Source organism: Flavobacterium sp. 270 (assembly GCF_004368785.1).
Lineage (GTDB): Bacteria > Bacteroidota > Bacteroidia > Flavobacteriales > Flavobacteriaceae > Flavobacterium.
Window position 1 is genome coordinate 763,336 of record NZ_SODM01000002.1, and the last position, 24,312, is coordinate 787,647.

Consider the following 24,312-nt stretch of genomic DNA (forward strand, 5'->3'; position numbering starts at 1 on the left):
AATTATTTGATTATGAAAGCAAAAATTCTATCCCTATTTCTAATCGTACTTTCCGTAAATTTTGCTCCAGCTCAAGATCTAAAACCCGAATACCAAAAAGGAATTATTTACTTTATTGATTGCGTAAAAAACAATAAAAAAGAAGCTGTTGCGGGATTAATTAAATTTCCATTCGGAAGAGAATATCCAATTCCGGTCGTTAAAAACAAAGCAGAATTTATTAAAAGATACGATCAGATTTTTGATACTACCTTGAAAAACAAAATTATAAAATCGAATCCTGCCAAAGATTGGTCGCAAATGGGCTGGCGTGGTATTATGCTTTATCAAGGGGATGTTTGGATGGATGAAGAAGGGCATTTAATATCAATAAATTACCAATCAAAAGCAGAAAGTGACCTTAAAGCAAAATTGATAAAAGGCCAACAAAATGCATTACATCCTTCTATAGCTAAATTTAAAGCTCCGGTTTGTGTTCTGGAAACTTCCAAATTCAGAATCAGAATCGATGATTTAGGAAATGATAATTACAGATATGCTTCATGGTCTTTAAATCAAAAAATGAGTGAGAAGCCTGATCTTGTTATTACTAACGGAAAATTTGTTGCCGATGGTTCAGGTGGAAATCATCATTATGAATTTAAAAAAGGCATTTTTCTTTATGAATGTGATATCATTGTTTTAGGCGAAGACAGTTCACCGCCGGCGCGATTAATAATCTATCAAAACGCTAAAGAAATTCTAACGCAAGACGCAAAACTCATCATAAAATAAAAAAATCCTATTCGATTGAGATTATCAGTTTCTCGTATTTTGCCTTTTTAATCAATTTTAAGAGCAAATAGTTTTAAAAACAAACTAAGACTCAAAAACATCAAAAACGCGCTTAAAATCCTCTGTTTTTAATTCAAACAAAAAAATCCTTTTCTCTATTCGAAAAAAGGATTAATTCTATAATTTTAAAAAGAGATTTTTACAAAGCTTCAACCAAAATCCATGCATCTGGATTTTCTCCTTTTTGAATTTCTTTTTGTGCTTTTTCTGCTTCGGCCATAGTGGCATAACTTCCGTATAAAACAGGAAATAATCCGTGTTTGTTTTCGCCAAGCATTCTCGCTTCGTAACCGTCTTTAATCAATTGGTCGTACGCTTTTTTTGCATTTGCCTGGCTTCTAAAAGCGCCAGCCATAATGTGATACGGCATTGTTTTTACTTCTACAGTTTCCACCTTTGCAGAATCAACAGAAAGTGTAACAGCCGGAAGTGGATTCTGAATCATGAACGTTGCTTCCTGAATCTTGTTTTGAACTTTCTTCTGAACTGAACTTTCAACGACAAGTGTCTGAGAATCTATCTGATTTTGATACAACGGATAACCGATACTTCCTGTAATTCCAAGTCCTAAAACAAAGATTGCAGCATAACGCATCCATGAGCCAAAAGATCTAACTTCTTCTTCATCATTTTCATATAAATTGACCGTTTTGTTTTCTGCAATTTTTTCGATTTTTTTCTCAAAGATTTCTTTTTTCACCAATGGCGATACAAACGGACTTAACCCAAAAGAAGTCGTTAAAAAATTAGTCTGATCACTTGGCGTAAAAATGATATTTCTTTCTGCATTCAAACGTATCTCACCAATGTTTTTAAAGCTTAAAGTACCATTTTCTTCCAAAAGTTGTTTCCAGCTTAAAACTTCATGCGAAATAGCGCTTACAGCAAATCCATAAGAAGTGCTTTCTGCTTGTGCGATATGATTGGCCAACAATCCATCATTGTTTTTAAGATGGCTGTTGAATGAGATCGTTTTTTTTGGTGGAAAAAACGAATTTGTACTTTCATTCAGCTGAGCTGAGTGAATTTCGGTTAAAAAAGCTCCGAACCCTGGCACCGTTACACACTGATAACGATACAATAACTGCGAGATGTAATTTTCGATTTTCATAGGAACAAAGTTAACGAACCGATATAGTTATCAAAATTTTATTCACAATTTTTATTAACAATTCGAATAATTTTATAGATAATTAATTTTCAAATAGTTAATAATTATGAATATAAAAATTAAAACGTTGCAGAACTACAAATTTATATTTTTATTAAGAAATTACTTTATTTTAATGATATTTGCGCTTTCAAAAAGTGAAAATTATTTTTTCTATTTTACATAATATTTTAAGAAAATGACAGATCAGGAATTATTTTATTTATTAGCGCTTCTAAAGGTCGATGGAGTGGGTGATATTATGGCTAAAAAACTACTTACGCATTGCGGAAATGCTGAGACAGTTTTTAAAGCAAAGAATACCCAAATCGCAGCAATTGATGGCGTTGGATCTGTTCTTTTAAAAAAGCTTTCTGATAAATCTGTTTTTGAAAAAGCAAATACAGAACTAGAATTTATAAAAGCAAGTGGGATTGATGTTTCGTTTTTTCAGGATCAAAATTATCCCGAACGTTTAAAACATTGTATAGATGCTCCTGTTTTATTGTTTTCTGCCGGAAATATAAACCTAAAAGATAAAAAGATAATCAGCATTGTGGGAACGCGACAGATTACGTCTTACGGAACTGAATTTTGTAGAAAACTAATCGAAGATTTAGCGCCTTTAGATCCGGTAATTGTGAGCGGTTTTGCTTATGGTGTTGACATTGTAGCACATCAGCTGGCGATGGATTTTAACTTGCAGACGATTGGTGTTTTAGCACACGGATTAAATCAAGTGTATCCAAAAAACCATAAAAAATATATGGCAAGAATGGAAGAAAACGGTGGATTCATTACCGAATTCTGGAGTTCTTCTAATCCTGATAAAGAAAATTTTGTTCGCAGAAACCGTATTGTTGCCGGTATGACAGAAGCTACAATTGTTATTGAATCTGCTGATAAAGGCGGTTCTCTTATTACGGCAAATATGGCCAACGAATACAATCGCGATGTATTTGCAGTTCCGGGGCGCGTTACAGACAAATATAGCCAAGGTTGCAATGACTTAATTAAAACACAAAAAGCGAATGTTTTAAGCAGTGCCGCTGACTTGATTTATATGCTGAATTGGGATCTCGAAAAGAAAGTTAAAAACGTGCAGAAACAGCTGTTTGTAGATTTAGAAACCGATGAACAAAAAGTATATGATTTTCTTCTAAAAAACGGAAAGGAATTACTAGATAGTATTGCGCTCGAATGTGAATTTCCGATTTACAAAATGTCTGGACTTCTATTGAATATGGAACTGAAAGGCGTTATAAGACCTTTGCCGGGTAAATTGTTTGAAGCGATTTAATCAATTATTCCTTTGATTTTCCTTTAAAATGTTTGTACAATTTATACAGTACAAATAGAATTATAAGTGCAAAAACAATATTTAAAATTTGAAATAAGTAAGGAGGTATATCGCGATCTTCAATAAATTGATTCATATTTTTGATTTTAGTTTGTATTTATCTTCTTGTAAAATATTTATTATCATGAAGTTACAAATAAAATTTCAAACGTGATTAGATTGAAGATTTTAAATAAAAAACCCGACAGCTTTTAAGACTTGTCGGGTTTTTTATTTTGTTAGTTAAATCCCAATTTTTCTCTAACTTTTTGTAAAACAGGATTTGCTACACTTGCCGCTTTTTCGGCGCCTTTTTTAAGTAGTTCATCTACTTCGTTAAGGTTGTTGATGTAGTAATTATATTTTTCTCTTTCAGTTTTAAATTTTTCTGTAATCAATTCAAAAAGAGCTTGTTTTGCGTGACCGTATCCGTAATTTCCACCTAGATAATTTGCTCTCATTTCGGCAATTTGTGCTTCATTTGCCAACAAAGAATAAATTGCAAAAGCATTACAAGTATCTGGATTTTTTGGTTCTTCAAGCGGAGTACTATCCGTTTCGATGCTCATAACCTGCTTACGCAAAGTTTTATCGTCAAGGAAAATATTGATAATATTATTAGCAGATTTACTCATTTTTCCGCCATTTGTTCCAGGAATCAACATACTGTCTTCTTGAATCTTGGCTTCAGGAATAACAAACGTTTCTCCCATTTGATGATTAAAACGAGAAGCCACATCGCGTGTGATTTCTAAATGCTGTAACTGATCTTTTCCAACAGGTACAAATTCTGCATCATACAACAAAATATCGGCCGCCATTAACATCGGATAAGTAAATAATCCTGCATTAACGTCATCAAGACGATCTGATTTATCTTTAAAAGAATGCGCTAAAGTCAAACGCTGGAACGGAAAAAAACAGCTCAAATACCAAGTCAATTCTGCAGTTTGCGCTACATCAGATTGTCTGTAAAAAGTAACTTTATCTGGATTTAAACCACAAGCCAGCCAAGCAGCAGCGGTGCTGTATGTGTTTTCTCTTAATGTTTTACCATCTTTAATCTGCGTAATCGAATGTAAATCAGCAATAAACAAAAAAGATTCGTTTGCCGGATTATTAGATAATTCGATTGCCGGAATAATTGCTCCCAATAAGTTGCCTAAGTGTGGCGTTCCTGTACTCTGAACACCCGTAAGTATTTTTGCCATTCTATTTTTTTCTTATTCTTCTTAACCGCAAAGTTCGCAAAGTTTTTCGCAAAGGAAGCAATGTTTATTTTTTTCTTTTGAAAATATATAGAAAGTTATCTAAATACAGCCTCATATTTATAGATTATTACAAGAAAGTCTAATATTCTAAAAAATCTAAGGATCTAAAATTTATATTCAACTCTGTTTTATTACATTTGAAGTTATGAAAGGAATTAAAATTGTTTTTTGGGTATTGTGGCGCATTTGGTTTTACATCTTAATGGCCATTCCGATACTGATTATGTTGCCATTTTTGCTAATATCTATTATATCCGAAAGTGGTTACCCCTATTTTTTTAAAATGGCCCGCATTTGGGCTAAATTCATTCTTTTCGGAATGGGTTTTTATTATAAAATCAAACGCGAGCAAAAGCTGATTAAACATAAAAGTTATATGATTGTTGCCAATCATACTTCTATGACAGACATTATGCTCATGCTGGCGATCATCAAAAATCCTTTTGTCTTTGTTGGAAAAAAAGAGCTTGTAAAAATTCCTTTGTTTGGATTTTTCTACAAAAGAACCTGTATTTTGGTTGATCGAAATTCGTCTAAAAGTAAAAATGAAGTTTTTAAAAGAGCTCAGAGCCGCTTAAATCAAGGTTTAAGTATCTGTATTTTTCCCGAAGGCGGTGTTCCAGACGACGAAAGTATATTGCTGGATGAGTTTAAAGACGGAGCTTTTAGACTGGCAATAGATCATCAAATTCCGATTGTTCCAGTTGTTTTTGCTGACAATAAAGAACGATTTTCCTATACTTTTTTGAGCGGAAGCCCCGGAAAAATGCGCGGAAAAGTGCTTCCTTTTATTGAGACTTCAGGATTAACTACAGATCACAGAAAAGAGCTTCGAGATCAGGTAAGAGAGCTGATTTATAAAGCTTTACTCGAATTTAAAAAAGAAGATTCCAAATAAATAAGAAAAGATAAAAGCCGGCAGATTGCAAAATCTACCGGCTTTTGTTTTGAATTAAAAACCCCTATTTTTATTCAAAAGTCTTATCTATGGATTATTTTTTCTGAAATAAAACGCAATACTTTTTTAAATTTTAATTTGGTTTTTCTACGGTTTTTACTGTACAACACTTCTATTTTCTCTTTCATGATTTAAAATATTAATAGTTGATAATAAAGAGTCCTGATCGACTCAAGTTAACGTCATAATATAATAGATGCAGAAAATTGAAAAAGGTTGCGTTGAAAAGAATTTATTTTGATTATTAAAGAATAAAAACCCGTCAGCACTGTAAACCAACGGATTTTTATTTACCTAAATAACCAAATTTATTCTAAAAAAACAGTGAAAAGGGCATTATGGCGAATACCAACAAATCGCATGTCTTTTTAATAGATGAAGGTTTTTATAAATGGTTGCGTGTGAATTTTAATTTTTTTTGAACCATATAAGTTATTTAAGTTTGAATCGATCATTTTGTACAATCTCTAAAATAAGCTTAAATAACTTATATGGTTCAAAAAAAGCCAAAAAAAAACCTGCAATTTGCAGGTTTTTAATGTTTTATGCGTTAGCTAACTCTTTAATGTGAGCTTTAATTTTTGCTTCTAATTCGTCTGCTAGTTCAGGATTATCTTTTATTAATGCTTTTACTGCATCACGACCTTGTCCTAATTTGGTGTCGCCGTAGCTGAACCAAGATCCAGCTTTCTTAACGATCTCAAATTCAACGGCTAAATCTAAAATCTCACCCGTTTTAGAAACTCCTTCTCCGTACATAATGTCGAATTCTGCAGTTTTAAAAGGTGGTGCAACTTTGTTCTTTACAATCTTAACTTTAGTTCTGTTTCCGATAACATTTTCTCCATCTTTAATTTGAGAAGAACGACGAATATCTAAACGTACAGAAGCGTAGAATTTTAATGCGTTACCACCCGTAGTTGTTTCAGGATTTCCGAACATAACACCAATTTTCTCTCTTAACTGGTTGATGAAGAAAACAGTACAGTTTGTTTTGCTGATTGTTCCAGTTAATTTTCTTAAAGCCTGAGACATCAAACGTGCGTGAAGACCCATTTTAGAATCTCCCATTTCACCTTCAATTTCACTTTTTGGAGTCAAAGCAGCAACCGAGTCAATAACTACGATATCAATTGCACCAGAACGGATTAAGTTTTCGGCAATCTCTAAAGCCTGCTCACCATTATCTGGTTGAGAAATGATTAAGTTTTCGATATCTACGCCTAATTTTTCAGCATAGTTTCTATCAAAAGCATGTTCCGCATCAATAAAAGCAGCAATTCCGCCAGCTTTTTGAGCTTCTGCAATCGCGTGAAGCGTTAATGTAGTCTTTCCAGAAGATTCTGGACCGTAAATTTCGATAATTCTTCCTTTTGGATATCCATTTACCCCAAGAGCTAAATCGACCCCTAGAGAACCAGAAGAAATAGTTTCTACTTCTACAATGGCTTTATCTCCCATTTTCATTACGGTTCCTTTTCCGTAAGTTTTATCTAATTTATCAAGCGTAAGTTGTAGCGCTTTTAATTTTGCATCTTTTTCTGAACTCATCTTTTCTTTCTCTTTTTCTTTTTCTTTCATGTAAAATTTTATAATTTTTTCAGTCTCAAAACAAACCAAAAAATTTAAATAACTTCTTGATTTAGATTTGTATCAGGCTTGTAACATGGCAAAAATACTTCTTTTTTTTGAAGTTTGGTTCTCTCCAATTGTTCCAAATTGTCACAAAATGTACTACAAAAACAAAGCCTTTAATTCTGTAGCGTCAGAAGGTTTAATTTTTCCCGCAAGCAGTAAACTCAACTGTTTGCGACGCAAAGCAGCATCAAAACGTTGAATTTCTAATTCTGTTTCTGGTACAATTGAAGGTACTTCTACAGGTCTTCCGGTATCATCAACGGCAACAAAAGTATAGATTGCTTCATTTGCTTTTGTTCTGTTTCCAGATTCGCGGTCTTCTACCCAGACATCTATAAAAACTTCCATTGAACTTTTAAAAGATCTTGAGACTTTTGCTTCGACAGTAACAACGCTTCCCAGCGAAATAGCTCTGTTAAAAGCAACATGATTTACAGATGCCGTAACTACAATTCGGCGAGAATGTCTGCGCGCAGCAATACTTGCTGCACGATCCATACGGGCCAATAATTCGCCGCCAAATAGATTGTTTAAAGGATTTGTTTCGCTCGGTAAAACCAAATCGGTTAATATTGTTAAGGATTCTGAAGGATGTTTTGGATTCATTTTTTTGAATAATAATTTTTATTTTCTGTCACAGATTTTACAGACTAACACAGATTTTCTAATCCTTTAATCTATAAAATCCGAGGCATTTTTTGATAATTGAGGTTGATTAATTCAACCAATAAACTGCCATTACAGCAGGAATAAAATAAATAACAATGGTTCTCGCACCATCATAATCTTTGGCTAATCTTTGTCCGAAAAGCATCATTAACAGACAAATACACGAAAATATCGCGCCATAAAAACCAAATTCACGCCCATTGTTTGTAACTAATTGAATAGCGCCAACAACGCATAAAATTCCAGAAATTAATTCTAAAATTAATAAATGAAGCAAAGCAAGGGGCACTTGGTTTTTTAGTTTCGTTTTAGAGAAATGTTCTTTAAGCCAGGTAACATTATCATTCCAATAAAAAATTTTCTCGTAACCTGATTGTAAAAACGTTAGAGCTAAAAAAGCTAATAATAAAATAGAGGCAACATTATTCATCTGAAAATTATTTTTTATGAATTAAACGCGTAAGTTTTATAGACAAATCAGTCAAAATTATTTTTGCATTTCCGTTTCTTTCAATGTGATACATAGCATCCGAAAGTTCTTTAAAAATGTCATGAATATTATTTCCATTTACAAAAGGCGCAAAATTTTCCAATTTAAACTTATCCGCTTTTGGTTCGATATAAACTAAACTCGGTGCTTGATAATTTAATAAAAGCGCTTGTCTGAACATTTCGATACAGAATTGAATAAATTTTTTCTGGCTTTCGCGGCCAAGACCAGCAATTTCTTCGCTCCAGGAAATAAGATCCTGAATCGCTGCCGCATTTCCTTTCGCCCTAAAAGCTGCTCTAACCCAATTGACAAACCATTGCTCAAAAGGATATTCAGAATCATCTTCTTTTAATAAAGAAAGCGCTTTATTAAAATTTCCCTGCGCCTGATGTGCAATTTTTTTGGCAAAATTGTGATCGATATTTTCACGTGAAACCAACGCTTCTGCAATTACCTTTTCAGGAAGTCCATTAAAGTGAATAACCTGACAACGAGAACGTATGGTTTGTATAATGTCTTCTTCGTTTTCAGAAATCAGAATAAAAATGGTTTTATCTGAAGGTTCTTCCAGCAGTTTTAATAATTTATTTGAAGCCGCGATATTCATTTTATCGGCCATCCAGATAATCATAATTTTATAACCGCCTTCGTAAGATTTTAGCGCAAGCGATTTTAAAACTTCCTGAGCATCTTCGACCCTGATTTCCCCCTGTTTATTTTGAACGCCGAGAACTTTATACCAGTCAAACAATCCGCCGTAAGGCATTTCCTGAATAAATGTTCGCCAATCCTGAATAAAATCTAAACTCTTCGGCTTAGTTTTTACGTCTTCGGTTGTTACAGTTGGATAAATAAAATGCAGATCGGGATGTGAAATGTTTTCGAACTTAAGATTGCAGGAATCGTTTCCGTTTGAGTTTTCGCTGCCAGTATTACTGCATAATATATATTGTGCGTAAGCAATAGCTGTTGATAATGTGCCGCTTCCCTCTGGCCCAATAAATAATTGTGCATGGGGAATTCTTCCAGAAGCTGCACTTTTGATCAAGTGGCTTTTGATGTAATCTTGACCTAAAATTTGAGAAAATTGCATGAAGCAAAGATATAAGAAAATGATGTAGTCAAAAATTTTCGATAGAAACTTTATTCAGCACTTTTTATTTTAGAATTAAAAATGTTTTTAACGGATTTATTTTTGATTTTTTGGATCAACTTTTGTTAATAACGAGTTCAAAGTGAGTAGATATCAGCTGTTTTTTGTTAATATTTTTTTTCAAAAATCGTTAAACGTAAGTTTTTTTTGGTTATTAATAATAGAGATTTGATTTTTTTTATGGCGAATATCTTACGGATTACGTTTTAATATTTTTAACAAAAAGCCCGTTAAAACGCACATTTTCTCGACATAGCGCTGATTTTTAAGATTTTTTTAAGATTTTTTTTTGAAAAAAAAAACCGTTACAGTTGTAAATTAAGTTAATTTATATATTTTTGTTTCTATCAACAACCAATTATAAATAGAATCTATGAAAGGGAAAATTATCTTATTTAGTGCAATTTTTATCCTAACTGCATCTGCAGCTTCTGCTCAAGCAAAAAATGCTCCAAGAAGTATTATTAGTACAACTGCTCTTATTCGTAAGTACCATGATCAGAAAGAATTGAGTGGTATGCAAAAAGGAGAACTTTTGGAATTATACATTGAGCGTATTAAAGTTTTAGTAAAAACTCTCCCTTACATCGCTTTGGTTACAAAACCAGGTGTTACTATGGCAGACTTAGGTATTCCAGACGACAGTGAGCACAAAAAAGTATTAGATGCTCAAGCAACTGGTACAGCAACATTCTTGGATACTACAGTAGACTTCCAAAGAAAAATGATGCCTTACTCAGATAAAGGAAACTTAATCGCTGCAATTTTATTTTACGAAAGCACATTGAAATCTTTACATGAGTTCAACGAATTGAATGAAATGTAATTAAAACAATATTTTTAAAACCTTTTTCAAAGTGTTTACGTAGATGCATTAAATCTCAAACAAGATTTTGAAGAAGTTATAAAATAATAACTCGTTCTCGATGTCTTCTGTTTTATTTCAGAAAACTCGAGATGAGTTTTTATAATATTACGCATACGCATATCCCAAATTTATTATTAACCCCCAAATACCGCCCTTTATCATGAAAAAAATTACTCAAATTATCTGCGTTCTTTTGACAGTTACGAGTATGAGTGCTCAGCAAGAAAAAGGAATTATGGGCTACAACAATTGGTTGAATAACTGGACCGAATTTAAGCCTAACAAAGTTGATTATGGAGAAGCAAACCAAATTTTAGCAGGAAATATTTCTGTTAATACTAAATTGCTGAAAAAGAATATCTATGTTTTGCAGGGTAACGTTTATGTTACCAATAATGCTGTTTTAACGATCGAACCTGGAACGTTAATTATCGGTGATTTTGAAACAAAAGGAACATTGGTAGTTACTAAAGGTGCACAACTTGTTGCAGACGGTTTAGAAACAGATCCAATTGTATTTACTTCTAATCGTAGCCAGAAAAAAGCTGGTGACTGGGGTGGACTTGTAATTCTTGGTGATGCTCCAATTAATAAATTTGGAAATGTTGGTTCTTACAACCTAGATCTTGATCCTACTCTTACTACTTATGGTGGTGATAAAGTTGACGGAAATTCAGGAATCTTAAGATTTGTTAGAATCGAATTTGCAGGTAAAAAAGTTAAAGGTGTTGATACTTTTAACGGTTTAACTATTGCAGGTGTTGGAAACAAAACAATTCTTGACAACGTTATGGTAAGCTACTCTGGTGGTGATTCATTTGCTTTCTACGGAGGTGATATAAACGCTACTAAATTAGTTTCTTATAAATCAATAAATGATGACTTCAAATTTACACAAGGTGTACAATGTCGTTTATTCAACTCATTAGCAATTAGATCTTCTTACTTATCTAGTAATAAAGATGGATCTCGTTGTTTAGAAGTTAAATCTTTCGAAAAGAAAAGCGAAACAGATTTTACTAAAAAACAAACTCTTGTAGCAGCTACAAATATTACTATGCTTAACGATAGCGAAAACATCAAAGCTGATATTCAGGCAGGTTTGGTAAAAGAAGCTGTTTATGTAGCAGAAGCTGCTTCGCTTGAAATGAAACGTAGTGTGATCTCTGGATTTAACCCTGCAGTTTTATTAGACAGCAAAACAGAAATCAATGATGCCAATCTTAAAAAAATCAAATTTGAAGAAATGTACTTCAACCTATGTAACGGAAATATCTTTACAGAGTACAATTCTAACAATGAAGATTTAGAGAGCTGGTATGGAAATAGTGTATTCTTTAATGTTTACTCTCAAAGTGATAACAAAGAAACATTCATTGATATTTCTAACCCTAAAAAACCAGATTACAGACTTCAATTAGGGAAAATCACAGCTTCTAGCGGAAAATAATTAGATTAGATTTAGATTTTTATTTCAAAGGGTAAATTTTATTAATAAGTCCCCAGACACAATTAAACATCGTCTCTACCGGACCAAATAAAGATCAAGACATAATGGCTATATCTACGAGAAAGTATTTCTTATATATAATATTTTTAGTTTCGCCTATTTCATTAAGTCTATACGCACAGAATACAGCAGATAACCAAAAGGTTGCTGCTGCTTCTGATTGCGAATTGACCACAGTTTCTTTTATTCAGAGCGAAACAACAGCTGACGTAAAAATCAGCAGTGCAGACAATAATAATCAGTTTATAGTAAGGTTGTCCAACCCCAAGGACAGCCTTGCTATTGCAGCTGAAACTACTAATAAATCTGCGGACTGCGAAGAAAATTCATTGATTAGTGCTACCTCAATTCTTGCAAAAGATATTATTGAGAACTACAAATATGATTTTTCTGAAACATTCATCGATATCTTGTTTTTTGAACGTATAGACTTAGCAAGAACACGTACTATATGATTCGAAAAACTACTTTATCAGTTTACCGTTTTATTCTTTTTTTTAGTATAATATTCTTTACTAAAACAAATTTCTATGGCCAGACGCAAACCATTGTTCCACAACCTTTAGAAGGTTTAGACAAACTTTGTGCCGGCCCTTCTTTCAATGAATATTTTGCTACATTTACTTATGTTGGTTTTCCTGATGGCACTACATTTGAAGTTGAACTTTCTGATAAATTAGGAAGTTTTACTACACCAACTCCAACACAAAAACTTGGAGTTGTAAACAATTCAACAACGCAGCAAACCATTAGATTTTCAGTTCCAACATCATTAGCAGGGTCAGATATTTATAGTTTAAGAATAAAAAGTTCAACGGGTTCTGTAAGTACAAGATTTAAAAATTCATCAGATAACACATCATTTGCAGCTTATTACAAAAGCTATGAATCTTCATTTACAATTTTCAAAAAAAACACAACAGCAATAATTTGCTCTGGAGGTTCAGTATCACTTACAGTTGATAATGACACTCCAACAGTTGTTGGATCATCGCCAGAAACATATCCAAATATTAAATACAGATGGTATAAAGATGATGTTCTTATTGCGGGACAAAGTTCTAAAACGTTAGCCGCAAATGCACCTGGAACATATTATAGTCAGGTTGATTATGGATTGTGTTCAGAACCTAATATTACTTCAAATCGAGTTGTTATTACTTCTTCAAGCTCTGGTTCTGCTGTTACAGTAAATTCTAGTTTAGGAAACCCTTTTTGTTCTACCGGAACAGGAACAATATTAACATCTACCGCTGGAAACAGTTACGTTTGGAAAAAAAATGGAACAGTTATAAATGGTGCAACTACTCGTAGTATCAATGCAAATGAATCTGGGATTTACACTGTAGATGTTGACTTTGGAGGTTGCGTTGCTACAGGAACAATTGATTTAAAAAGCAATGGATTTGCTGCATCTATAAACGTAGATGTAGATAATGATAACAAAATTGCAGAAGGTGAAAGCTTAAACGTAGCTATAACAACAGATGCTACAACTCCGGTTTTTGAATGGTATTTAAACAATTCCATTATTTCTGGAGCAAATACAGCTACATTAAATATAGAGAAAAGAGGTACTTATAAGGTTATAATTTCTCAAAATACGGGTTGTTTAGCTTCGAAAGAATTCACATTTAGAGTTTCTTTAGAAGGAGAATCTGTAGTTACAAAAATAGCCAACATAATAAGTTTAAGCAGCAATCTTTACAATGTATGGGATATTCCGAGCGAATATAAAAACCCAGAAACTCAAGTAATCATATTAAGTTCAAACGGAGATATGGTTGTTGATACAGTAAATTATCAAGGCGACTGGCCAGTGCCAGGATCGCTCGATTTTAAAAATATAAATCCAGTATATTACTATGTCATTAAATCCGGCACAGGTGAAAAAAAAGGATCAATAACTGTTATAAAATAATATGAAGAAACTTTTACTATTCATCACTTTATTTTACGGTTTTTCAAATGTACTCTATTCTCAAGAAACCAATTCTGAGGATGGAGTTGTTTCGTTTTCGTTACCAATAAGAAATTCATTAAAATTTAATAGATATTTAATTAACCCTGCATTCAGTTTTGTTCGTGAACAAAACGCGTATGTAAGTTTTTATAATAAAAGACAGTGGACTCAGTTTGAAAATTCTCCAAATACCTACTTATTTGGTTATTCAGGCCGTTTTAGAGAAAACGAAGCTTTTGCATTTGGGTTATTTCAACAAAATTATGGTCTTTTCACAGTATTTGGAGGAGTAGGAAACTTTGCTCACAATATTGTTTTGCAAGAAGACAGCAATCTTACTTTTGGTTTGAATGTTGGAGCTTACAGAACCGGTTTAAATGATGGAAAAATCATTACTAATGATCCAAATCTTGATGTTAGCAATTATCCTTCAAACACATTACTTACTGTAAATCCGGGTATTAACTACGGTACAGCATTTTTAGATTTTGGTTTATCTGTTAATAATTTAATTCTGTATAATTTCGGATCTGGAATGGTAAAAGATGATCCAGAAAGAGCGGTTGAATTACACGCAATGTACACTGGATATATTGACACTTATGGCTTTTTTGACAGAAGTAAATTTTCTGGAATAGTAAAAACAGAAGTTAAAAAAGATAAAACAGTAATCTCTGGTCTTGCTATGATTTCAATTCCGAAAGGAGTTTGGGCACAGGCAGGATACAATACAGTATATGGAGTTTCTGCAGGTTTAGGTGTTAATATTACGCCTAGTATTGCTATAGAATACAACTACGAAAGAGGAATGGGTAATTTCTCTAATCTTGGTGGTTCTCATGAATTTGCTATTGCATATAAATTCAAAAACAAAAATTACTATTATGGTGATGACGAAGAAGGTTCTGTAATTGATCCGGCTAAGCCAAAACCAGTAATGGCTAAAAAGAATACAACTCCAATTACCAGAGTTGATGGTGCCGAAAAAGCAAAATTAGCTGCCGAGGCTAAAGCAACGGCAGATGCCGAAGCAAAACAAGCAAGACTTGCTGCCGCAGATAAAGCCAAAGCAGATGCCGAAGCTGCAGCAAAAGCAAAACTAACAGCAAGTACACAAGCTAAAGCAGATGCAGAAGCTCTTAAAATAAAACTAGCTGCCGATGCCAAAGCTAAAGCCGATGCCGCAGCCACAACAAGAGCACAAACAGCAACAGCTAACAGAGCAGTTGCCACAACACAAAAGACACAAGCACAACTAGCTGCTGATAAAGTTAGAGCAGATGCAGAAGAACGTAGAACAAAATTAGCTGCTGATAATAAAGCCAGAGTCGATGCTGCTGCTGCTGCCAGAGCGCAAGCTATTGCAAACAAACCATCAGCGACAGCTGCACAAAAAACACAAGCACAGTTAGCTGCTGATAAAGCAAAAGCAGACGCAGAAGCATTAAAAATAAAATTAGCTGCTGATGCAAAAGCAAAAGCAGATGCTGAATCAAGTGCAAAAGCGAAAGCTCCTGTTACTGCTCCAAAAACACCAGCACAATTAGCTGCTGATAAAGCCAAAGCAGATGCAGAAGCATTAAAAATAAAACTAGCTGCTGATGCCAAAGCAAAAGTGGATGCAGAAGGAAAAGCTAAAACAGTTGCTGCTTCTCAACCTGCAGCGCCTCAGAAAACACCAGCACAGTTAGCTGCTGATAAAGCCAAAGCAGATGCAGAAGCATTAAAAATAAAATTAGCTGCTGATACCAAAGCAAAAGCAGATGCTGCTGAAGCGAAACGTAAAGCAGATGCAAAAGCAAAAGCTGAAGCTGCTGACTTACAATCAATTTTGGCTGCAGATGCAAAAGCCAAAGCAGATTCTGATGCCCTACAAGCAAGATTAGCTGCAGAAGCAAAAGCTAAAACTGCTGAAGCTGCCAAAACCAAAGGGGCAATTGATGCTGCTAATAAAGCTAAAGCTGCCGCTGCTGCGAAAGAAAAAGCTGCAGAAGAAGCTGCTTTAAAAGAAAAATTAGCTGCAGATGCAAAAGCGAAAGCCGATGCAGAAGCAAGACAATCTAGAATAGCTGCTGAAGCAAAAGCGAAAGCCGATGCAGAAGCATTGAAAATAAAACAAGCTGCAGATGCAAAAGCAAAAGCTGAAGCAGACGCATTACAAGCTAAATTAGATGCTGAAGCAAAAGTTAAAGCTGATGCAGATGCCCTTCAGGCTAAATTAGTTGCTGATGCAAAAGCAAAAACGGATGCAGAAGCATTGAAAATAAAACAAGCTGCAGATGCTAAAGCGAAAGCTGATACAGACGCACAACAAGCAAAACTTGCTGCAGATGCAAAAGCAAAAGCAGACATGGAAGCTTTACAAGCAAAATTAATTGCTGATGCAAGAGTTAAAGCCGATGCTGAAGCAACTGCAAAAGCCAAAGCAGATGTAGAAGCTAAAAAAATACAAGAAGCAGAACAAGCACGTCAAGCAAAATTAGCCGCTGATGCAAAAACAAAAGCAGACGCAGAAGCATTACAGGCTAAACTTGCTGCAGATGTAAAAGCAAAAGCGGATGCAGAAGCATTAAAGGTAAAACAAGCAGCTGATGCCAAAGCAAAAGCCGATGCAGACGCACTGCAAGCTAAATTAGCTGCAGATGCAAAAGCGAAAGCCGATGCAGAAGCATTACAAGCAAAATTAGCTGCCGATACAAAAGCCAAAGCTGACGCGGAAGCATTACAAGCTAAACTTGCAGCTGATACAAAAGCAAAAGCAGATGCAGAAGCATTGAAAATAAAATTAGCTGCAGACGCAAAAGCGAAAGCCGATGCAGAAGCACAACAGGCAAAACTTGCTGCCGATGCAAAAGCCAAAGCAGATGCAGAAGCATTGAAAATAAAATTAGCTGCAGATGCAAAAGCAAAAGCGGATGCAGAAGCACAACAGGCAAAATTAGCTGCCGATGCAAAAGCGAAAGCAGATGCAGAAGCATTACAAGCAAAATTAGCTGCTGATGCAAAAGCTAAAGCTGATATGGAAGCATTACAAGCAAAATTATTAGCCGATGCAAAAGTAAAAGCGGATGCAGAAGCAACTGCGAAAGCGAAAGCTGATGCAGATGCTAAAAAATTACAAGAGGCAGAAGAAGCACGTCAGGCAAAACTTGCTGCAGATACAAAAGCGAAAGCAGATGCAGAAGCATTAAAAGCTAAACTTGCGGCTGATGCCAAAGCCAAAGCAGATGCAGAAGCATTACAAGCTAAACAAGCAAATGAGGAAAAAGCAAAAGCAGCTGAAGAAGCTCGTTTAGCAAAATTAGCTGCAGATACAAAAGCGAAAGCAGATGCAGAAGCATTAAAAGCTAAACTTGCGGCTGATGCCAAAGCAAAAGCAGATGCAGAAGCGTTACAAGCTAAACAAGCAAATGAGGAAAAAGCAAAAGCTGCTGAAGAAGCACGTTTAGCAAAATTAGCTGCAGATACAAAAGCGAAAGCAGATGCAGAAGCATTAAAAGCTAAACTTGCTGCCGATGCCAAAGCCAAAGCAGATGCAGAAGCGTTACAAGCTAAACAAGCAACTGAGGAAAAAGCCAAAGCTGCTGAAGAAGCTCGTTTAGCAAAATTAGCTGCAGATACAAAAGCGAAAGCGGATGCCGAAGCGTTAAAAGCTAAACTTGCTGCCGATGCCAAAGCCAAAGCAGATGCAGAAGCATTACAAGCTAAACTTGCTGCCGATGCAAAAGCGAAAGCAGATGCAGAAGCATTAGAAGCTAAGCTTGCCGCAGATGCTAAAGCAAAAGCCGATGCAGAAGCTGCAGCAGCAGCTAAAGCAGCTGCGACTCCAAAAGATGATACGGCTAAAGAAATGGAAAACTTAGCGAAATCTATTGAAGGCTTAAGTAAAGTACAAAGCGATTTATTAAGCCAGTTTAGTTCAACAGTTGCGAAAAAACAAAACGACTTAAATGACTTAAAAGAAGAAAATGACTTAAGTGAAAAAGGTATTTATAGAGAGCCAAAACCATTTAAGAGTGTAGCTGCAGAGAACAGTCAATTAGAAGCCTTGAAATTACAAATGGCTGAAGCTAATAAAAACACGAAAGATGAAATTATTAAGCTGACGAATTTATATAACGAAAGAGTTAAAAAATTCCCTAAAAATGATGCCACGAACAGAGCATATCTTGAAAGGATAAATCAATTAAAAGCAGCTCAGTTAAAAATGGAGCAGGATAATGCCGACTTATTAGCCAATTTGGAACGCATTAAAGCAGAAACTGAAATTGAGAAAAAACGTAGAATCAAGCGTGCAGCTTATGAGAATGATCAAGGAAGATATAATCAGGATCTTGCAGCTCTTAAACGTATAAAGGAAACTACCAAAGTAAGCAGTACACCTTTAGCAGTTAGTGATTTTGATTTTGGTGAAGACCAGTCAAATATGCAGATTATCAAGAATATTAAAAATGCTGAAAGTGGTTATTATATGATTATAGCGGTACACAGTAGTGTTGAAAAAAGAGATGAATTCTTAACTAAGGCAGTAGCCTCAGGACGTTCAGATGTTAATTTCTTTTACAACGTAACAACAAGTAAATATTACATCTATTACGAGAAGTTTGAAGGTTTATCGGATGCCACAAAAGCATTGGAAACAAAAGCAAACAAGCCATACAATGAGAAAATGGCAATTGTAAAAGTGGAGAATTAATAGAGAAATTAAAAATATAAGTATTTAAACTCTTAAAAAGTTTAAGAGCAAATACTAAAAATAAAATGTTTTAGAATATTAATTATTTAGTTTTCTGATGCCCCTCAGAAGATAAAATAAGTAAAACAAGAGAATTATTATGAAGAGACCTACTATTTTAAGAACGCTAATTTTTGCTTTGGCAATGTTATTAAATTTTGTTTCCTATTCACAAAATTTAATCGCATTTGACTCGAAATCGGACAAGAGTTTAGAAGAAAATTTATTCTTCAAAACGAATAATCAGTTTAATAATCTACTTAATTCTCCAATTTCTGAAGAGAAAGAAGTTGATAATTTTGCTGTGCCTATTATTCCAAATCCTGTTCTTAAGTATGCACAGGCACCTTATTCAGGAACAGTTTCAATTTGTCCTAATGACGGTAAAGAACTTCCCAAATTATTTATTTGCGGTAGTAATGATGCGAGATTAATTGAAACGGGCATTACAAATGCGCTTGCAAGTAATATTGTGTGGTCTAAACTTGGAGGAACATGTACCGCTTTCGCGAATGTAAATTGTGCAAGCGAGACCGCAGCAAACAGCTGTTGGACACAAGTTGCAACAGGTCCAAATTACAGTGCAAGTGTTGCAGGTGAATACAGATTAAAAATTACTTATCCAGACGCTACAGTATTTACTTTTTATTTTAATGTTTATACTAATGATTTAGATCCTACAAACATTAAAAAAAGTAACATTGTTACAGGTACTAGTTGTACTGGTTCAGGTACTAGTTCTATTCCTGGTAAAATAATAGTTGGAGGATTTGGTTCTGGATACGAATATGCTATTGCTCCTACTTCTACTACGGCAACACCTACAGCTACACCTACAACAGGATGGCAAGACAGTAATATTTTTGCAAATATTACTGCGGCGAATAACTATGATGTTTTTATTAGATTAAAAAATGTACCAAGTAGTTGTGTTTTTAGAGTAAGAAAGAACGCAATTACATCTAATCCACTTTCTATATCGACCACTATAACACAGCCAAAATGTTTTGGAGGTACGGGAGGTACAATTAAAATTAATACAGGAGACATTGGACTTAAATATTATTTTAGAATTTTTAAAAATAATGTTTTAGTAAGCACCATCGGACCCACTGCAGCGCCAGAATTCCCTTTTGACAATTTAGCGCCGGGTAATGATTATAAAGCACAAGTTAGTGTAGATGGTAATCCGTGTGTATCTAATACTACAGGAAACCTTACCATTAATAATGCACCACAAGCATTAACAGCTACATTAACAACTTCAGCAACCGGAAATGCATGTTCTACGGATAATATTAAAATCAACGCTTCTCAAGGAACTTCTCCATATAAATATTTTGTAAGTATAAATGGAAGTGCTTATGTTGCTAATAGTTCTGATGTTGTTGTTGTAACAACTACAGGAACATATAGTGTTAGAGTTGAAGACTTAAACGGTTGTACAACAACTGTTTCAACAAATAGAACTTCAATTGCAAAACCGAATTATGTTATTACGCCGTCAAATCCAAATTGTAACTCGGCGACAGGAAAAATAAACGTAAAAATAAATAATACGAATAGTTATACTGTACAGTATAGATTAGATTCCGATTCATATATATCAGGTTCTACAGGATCTAGTTACGATTATAGCGGCCTAGGACCAGGAACATATACTATCAGAGTTAGATATCGATTATCTAGCAATAATAATTGGTGTAATGATGATGTAGTTGTAACAATTTTAGATGCTCCAAATGCCTTAACAGCATCTGCTGGAGTTGCTGCCTTAGCAGGTTGTGCAGGAGACAATGGTATCGTTAGAATTACAAATCCATCTGGAGGAACACCTCCATATACTTACAGTTTTGATGGTGGAAATACTTATATAGCTACAAACGAAGCGGCTTTGCCTCCAAGTGCATCTCCAGGATATACTCTGTACATAAAAGACTCCTCTCTTCCAACACCTTGTATTTACTCAATGCCAGGGATTATTATTGATCCTAAACCAGCAAATCCTGTAATTACATATTCTGCAATTACATATGATTGTGATGGTTTGGCAACGATAAGTGCATCGGTTACTAGTCCGGGAGGTTTGAACTACGAATATAGTTACTTAATTGACGGCGTTGTTAATACTAATGAACCACCGAATGTTTTTCCTAATATTGCTGCAGGGGATCATGAAATTAAGGTACAATATAATTTAGTAAAAGTATCTACGCAAAGTAATTTGCTTACAGAAAATTTTGGTCGAGGAAATCCAACAACATCACCGGGTATTAATCCGGCATATTGTTTTGAGAACATGTCTGGTACTCACCCTCCAGGATATGCATGTAATACTGACAATAATATTAATGATGGAGAATATGCAGTTGTAAACAGAATTACATACAGATTTGGGAGCTGGTTAGATTTTAGAGATCACACCTCTGCTGCCGGTCCTGTAGATTCTCAAGGAAGATTTTTGGCAATTAATATTGGTGGAGTAGCTGGTATTGGTGGAATTATTTATAGAAAACCTATTTATGACGTAATTCCTAATCAGGATGTTAAAATTTCATTTTGGGTAGGAAATTTAATTGAGAATACTCCAGGTAATGCTGCAAATGATGATCCAAATATCACCATTCAATTAATCGCAGATTACGGATTACCATCTCAGACTTTAGTAGCTTCTCAAGAAACTGGGGTAGTACCCAAAAGTAATAAATGGGAAAACTATAATATGAGTTTAAATCCTGGATCTTACACTACCTTAGATTTTGTTATTAGATCTTACAGTGCTGTAGATTTTGGAAATGATTTAGTTTTAGATGATGTTGTAGTATTTCAAACACCAAGAACTTGTGTTTCTACAGATCCATTCAAATTTACAGTTCAGGATGAAAAAGGTTTTATAGCAGAAATTGCTGGATTTACAAATGAAAAGTGTAAAGGCCAAGGAAATGGTACAATAACTTTAAAAGTAAGAAACTTTGGTACTGAATATGAGTATTCTTTAAGTGGAGGTGCAGCTGGATCTTGGGTGACTTCAAGCAATCCAGATCTTACCATTACAAATCTTCAGGCTAAAACTTACGATATTAGAATTCGTAGAAAAACAGGTGAAGCTTGTACTAAGACACTTTCACCAGTAATTGGATCACCTGCCGAGTTTATTGTAGAAGCGGTAGCCACACCAGGTGACTGTGTTACTCCTACATCTATAAAAGCAACTGCTACAGGAGGAAATACTCCTTATACACTTATACTTACCAATGACGCAAATGGAGCAGTAAGAACTTTTCCTGCAAATGGAATTTTAACCAATGTAGCAGCAGGAACATATACCGTTTCTGGTTCTGATATAAATTCTTGTAGTGATAGTAACGATTCAAAAATTACAGTTGCAGATCCTACAGGTCCAACAGCAGAAGTTGATAAAACTACAGGTTTATGTTTTGGCGGCACAAGTGCAACTATTAATGTAAATGTTTCAGGTGGAGTAGCACCATACAGATACCAAGTAAGTTTAAATTCTGGTGCTTATAATACTACACCAATAAGTTTTACAGGAAACACTTTAAGTTATACAGCAACAGCAACAGGGACTTATAATTTCATAATTTGGGATAATAACTCGTGTAAAGCTAGTGCAATCAGCCAAAAAATTGATGGACAAATTTCTGCAACAACCGCTGTTAAAACGGCTCTAAGTTGTAAAACAGTAAAAGATGCAACAATAGAAGTTACCATAAACGGGGGAACAGCACCGTTTACATACACTGTAAAAAATAAAACCACAGGACAATTATTATTTACAAGCGGTTCTATTGCAACAACAGTTTTTAGTTATAGTACTGCTGATGCTGGGACTTATACATTTGATATTAAAGATAGTAATGGTTGTACCGCTACAAAAGACGGAACGGTAAACTCCTTAACAGCGGTTATCGCCAATGCGAGTCCATCTAATCCAAAATGTAACGGTGCTGCTACTGGTTCAGTAACATTATCAGGATCAGGCGGAGTTGGTCCATACACGTATAATTTTAACGGTCTTGGTTTTTCGACCACTACGGTTTATTCAAATTTAACAGCAGGAACAGCCTACAGCTACCAGGTAAAAGACAGCAACGACTGTGTATCTACAATTGGAAGCATCACCCTTAGCCAGCCTGCTGTGATCACAGCATCGACGCAGGTTACCCCTTACTTATGCGGGCAGACCGGCAGCATCAAAGTTATCAGCGCAGCGGGAGGAACAGCTGGTTATATGTACAGCATCAACGGTGTTGATTTCCAGGCAGGAGATACTTTTACGGGTTTAACCAATGGAACTTATACAATTACGGTTCGTGATATCAACATGTGTACAGGAACAACAGCCCCTGTAACACTAGATCCATTGACACCTCCTACGGCATTAAGTTTCAGTCCTTCAGCCTTGAGCTGTCCGACACTTAAGGTGAGTATTACAGTTACCTCTACAGGCGGATCAGGAGCTAAAACATACAGTATTGTTTCACCGGCAGCCTATACATCTAATGTATCAGGGTTAACGTCTGGGATATTTACGAATTTAGATCCGGGAATTGTTTACAGATTTGAGGTAAAAGATGCTAAGAACTGTACGTTCCAGGACAATTATACTGTTGCTAATTTACCTGCATTAACAGTAAGCAAGAGCTTTACTAATGTTCTTTGTTCAGGTACATCAACCGGAACAGCTACTTTTACTGTTACGGGATCAACAGGCTTTAGCTATACATTAAACGGAGTTTCTAAGGGAGCAGGCACATCACCGATCAGCCTGACAAACCTTGCAGCAGGGACTTATGCGGTAGTAGTTACCAATACCGCTACAAGCTGTAGTGCTTCAGCTTCGGTTACGATCGCTTCACCGGCTTCACCGCTGACATTAACAGCAGCACCAAGTCCTATTACTTGTGATGCACCAGGCAGTGTTGTCCTTACAGCCAATGGCGGATGGGGAGGGAACTCTTACAGAATCATCCAGCCTAGTCCAGGAGTAATCTTAGGTCCTCAGGCTTCAGCTACCTTTACAGGACTGGCCCTTGCAGGAACTTATACTGCGGAGGTTACCGATTCTAACGGATGTATTGTTACCAAAACATTCACATTAAGCACACCAGCGGCTCCAACAGCGAGCGTAACAGGATCAGATATTTGTTATGACACGACCAATCAGGCAACCATTAAAGTTACCGGAACAGGCGGTGTTGCACCATATGAATACAGTATCAATAATGGGACAAGCTACCAGTCAGGAGATACGTTCTCTAATTTACTTCCGGGAACTTACACTGTAATTGTAAAAGATGCTTACGGCTGTAAATCAACAGCAGTAAGCCAGATTATAGCAGATCAATTATTAGTATCTATAGTTTTAAACAAAGACATTGATTGTAAAACACCGTCTGCAGCGAGAATAACAGGAACCATCCAGGGAGGAACAGGACCATATACTTATGGTGTTTCTACCAATGGCGGTACTTCTTATACCTCATTAGGAGCAGTAACGGGAACCAGTTTTACTTATGATACATCAACAGCAGGAACCTACCAGTTCCAGGTATTTGATGTTAACTCATGTCCTGCAGTTTCAGGAACAAGAGATGTTCACGCCTTAATACCAGTTATCGCCAATGCGAGTCCATCTAATCCAAAATGTAACGGTGCTGCTACTGGTTCAGTAACATTATCAGGATCAGGCGGAGTTGGTCCATACACG

At 35.2% G+C, this 24,312-nt stretch carries 15 protein-coding genes; 9 read left to right on the forward strand and 6 right to left on the reverse strand.

Features of this window, described 5'->3' with window-relative positions; genetic code table 11:
- Positions 1-12 precede the first annotated feature (12 nt).
- Positions 13-774 (forward strand): hypothetical protein, encoded by a 762-nt coding sequence (locus EV144_RS10650; RefSeq protein WP_134148649.1) that lies wholly within the window; start codon positions 13-15, stop codon positions 772-774.
- A 199-nt stretch (positions 775-973) separates the two neighbouring features.
- On the opposite strand, the gene EV144_RS10655 is transcribed toward EV144_RS10650, so the two are convergent.
- On the reverse strand, positions 974-1,945 hold the full coding sequence (locus EV144_RS10655; RefSeq protein WP_134148651.1) for an SPOR domain-containing protein: 972 nt from the start codon (positions 1,943-1,945) through the stop codon (positions 974-976).
- Between the two features lie 238 nt (positions 1,946-2,183).
- On the opposite strand from EV144_RS10655, the gene dprA reads away from it, so the two are divergent.
- Positions 2,184-3,284 (forward strand): DNA-processing protein DprA, encoded by a 1,101-nt coding sequence (dprA, locus tag EV144_RS10660; RefSeq protein ID WP_134148653.1) that lies wholly within the window; start codon positions 2,184-2,186, stop codon positions 3,282-3,284.
- Positions 3,285-3,562: 278 nt separating this feature from the next.
- Here dprA and trpS read toward each other — a convergent pair whose 3' ends face one another.
- Positions 3,563-4,534: a tryptophan--tRNA ligase gene (gene trpS, locus EV144_RS10665; RefSeq protein WP_134148654.1), complete on the reverse strand. Its 972-nt coding sequence runs from the start codon at positions 4,532-4,534 to the stop codon at positions 3,563-3,565.
- 205 nt (positions 4,535-4,739) lie between these two features.
- On the opposite strand from trpS, the gene EV144_RS10670 reads away from it, so the two are divergent.
- On the forward strand, positions 4,740-5,492 hold the full coding sequence (locus tag EV144_RS10670; RefSeq protein WP_134148656.1) for a lysophospholipid acyltransferase family protein: 753 nt from the start codon (positions 4,740-4,742) through the stop codon (positions 5,490-5,492).
- Positions 5,493-6,095: 603 nt separating this feature from the next.
- On the opposite strand, the gene recA is transcribed toward EV144_RS10670, so the two are convergent.
- The 4 genes from recA to EV144_RS10690 all read right to left on the reverse strand — a co-directional run bounded on the left by recA (position 6,096) and on the right by EV144_RS10690 (position 9,445).
- Positions 6,096-7,103, reverse strand: a complete 1,008-nt coding sequence (gene recA, locus EV144_RS10675) for a recombinase RecA (RefSeq protein WP_134148937.1) — start codon at positions 7,101-7,103, stop codon at positions 6,096-6,098.
- A gap of 183 nt (positions 7,104-7,286) precedes the next feature.
- Positions 7,287-7,796 (reverse strand): acyl-CoA thioesterase, encoded by a 510-nt coding sequence (locus EV144_RS10680; protein WP_134148658.1) that lies wholly within the window; start codon positions 7,794-7,796, stop codon positions 7,287-7,289.
- 109 nt (positions 7,797-7,905) lie between these two features.
- Positions 7,906-8,289 carry a DoxX family protein gene (locus EV144_RS10685; protein WP_134148659.1) on the reverse strand — a complete coding sequence of 128 codons (384 nt, stop codon included), beginning with the start codon at positions 8,287-8,289 and terminating at the stop codon, positions 7,906-7,908.
- A 7-nt stretch (positions 8,290-8,296) separates the two neighbouring features.
- Entirely contained in the window at positions 8,297-9,445 is a 1,149-nt protein-coding gene (locus EV144_RS10690; RefSeq protein ID WP_134148661.1) for an ATP-binding protein, read from the reverse strand.
- A 433-nt stretch (positions 9,446-9,878) separates the two neighbouring features.
- Between EV144_RS10690 and EV144_RS10695 the strand changes: the two genes are divergently transcribed.
- From EV144_RS10695 to EV144_RS24140, 6 genes are all read left to right on the forward strand, one after another.
- A complete protein-coding gene (locus EV144_RS10695) occupies positions 9,879-10,331 on the forward strand; it encodes a hypothetical protein (RefSeq protein ID WP_134148663.1) in 453 nt (150 codons plus the stop codon).
- A 202-nt stretch (positions 10,332-10,533) separates the two neighbouring features.
- Complete coding sequence (locus tag EV144_RS10700; RefSeq protein ID WP_134148665.1) at positions 10,534-11,823, forward strand: hypothetical protein; 1,290 nt, start codon at positions 10,534-10,536, stop codon at positions 11,821-11,823.
- Between the two features lie 104 nt (positions 11,824-11,927).
- Positions 11,928-12,338, forward strand: a complete 411-nt coding sequence (locus tag EV144_RS10705; RefSeq protein ID WP_134148667.1) for a hypothetical protein — start codon at positions 11,928-11,930, stop codon at positions 12,336-12,338.
- Positions 12,335-13,804, forward strand: a complete 1,470-nt coding sequence (gene sprC, locus EV144_RS10710) for a gliding motility protein SprC (RefSeq protein WP_134148669.1) — start codon at positions 12,335-12,337, stop codon at positions 13,802-13,804. The genes EV144_RS10705 and sprC overlap by 4 nt, the downstream gene beginning before the upstream one ends.
- Before the next feature lies 1 nt (position 13,805).
- Complete coding sequence (locus EV144_RS10715; RefSeq protein ID WP_134148671.1) at positions 13,806-18,542, forward strand: PorP/SprF family type IX secretion system membrane protein; 4,737 nt, start codon at positions 13,806-13,808, stop codon at positions 18,540-18,542.
- A gap of 139 nt (positions 18,543-18,681) precedes the next feature.
- Positions 18,682-24,312, forward strand: a 5,631-nt coding sequence (locus tag EV144_RS24140; RefSeq protein WP_166670560.1) for a hypothetical protein, incomplete at its 3' end; no start/stop codon positions are given.

What these genes read in the sequence shown, in the direction of transcription:
- EV144_RS10705 (WP_134148667.1), top strand. Translation starts at nt 11,928, where the DNA reads ATGGCTATATCTACGAGAAAGTATTTCTTATATATAATATTTTTAGTT.
- sprC (WP_134148669.1), top strand. Translation starts at nt 12,335, where the DNA reads ATGATTCGAAAAACTACTTTATCAGTTTACCGTTTTATTCTTTTTTTT.
- EV144_RS10650 (WP_134148649.1), top strand. Translation starts at nt 13, where the DNA reads ATGAAAGCAAAAATTCTATCCCTATTTCTAATCGTACTTTCCGTAAAT.
- EV144_RS10695 (WP_134148663.1), top strand. Translation starts at nt 9,879, where the DNA reads ATGAAAGGGAAAATTATCTTATTTAGTGCAATTTTTATCCTAACTGCA.
- EV144_RS10690 (WP_134148661.1), bottom strand. Translation starts at nt 9,445, where the DNA reads ATGCAATTTTCTCAAATTTTAGGTCAAGATTACATCAAAAGCCACTTG.
- EV144_RS10700 (WP_134148665.1), top strand. Translation starts at nt 10,534, where the DNA reads ATGAAAAAAATTACTCAAATTATCTGCGTTCTTTTGACAGTTACGAGT.
- trpS (WP_134148654.1), bottom strand. Translation starts at nt 4,534, where the DNA reads ATGGCAAAAATACTTACGGGTGTTCAGAGTACAGGAACGCCACACTTA.
- EV144_RS10685 (WP_134148659.1), bottom strand. Translation starts at nt 8,289, where the DNA reads ATGAATAATGTTGCCTCTATTTTATTATTAGCTTTTTTAGCTCTAACG.
- EV144_RS10715 (WP_134148671.1), top strand. Translation starts at nt 13,806, where the DNA reads ATGAAGAAACTTTTACTATTCATCACTTTATTTTACGGTTTTTCAAAT.
- EV144_RS10655 (WP_134148651.1), bottom strand. Translation starts at nt 1,945, where the DNA reads ATGAAAATCGAAAATTACATCTCGCAGTTATTGTATCGTTATCAGTGT.
- dprA (WP_134148653.1), top strand. Translation starts at nt 2,184, where the DNA reads ATGACAGATCAGGAATTATTTTATTTATTAGCGCTTCTAAAGGTCGAT.
- recA (WP_134148937.1), bottom strand. Translation starts at nt 7,103, where the DNA reads ATGAGTTCAGAAAAAGATGCAAAATTAAAAGCGCTACAACTTACGCTT.
- EV144_RS10670 (WP_134148656.1), top strand. Translation starts at nt 4,740, where the DNA reads ATGAAAGGAATTAAAATTGTTTTTTGGGTATTGTGGCGCATTTGGTTT.
- EV144_RS10680 (WP_134148658.1), bottom strand. Translation starts at nt 7,796, where the DNA reads ATGAATCCAAAACATCCTTCAGAATCCTTAACAATATTAACCGATTTG.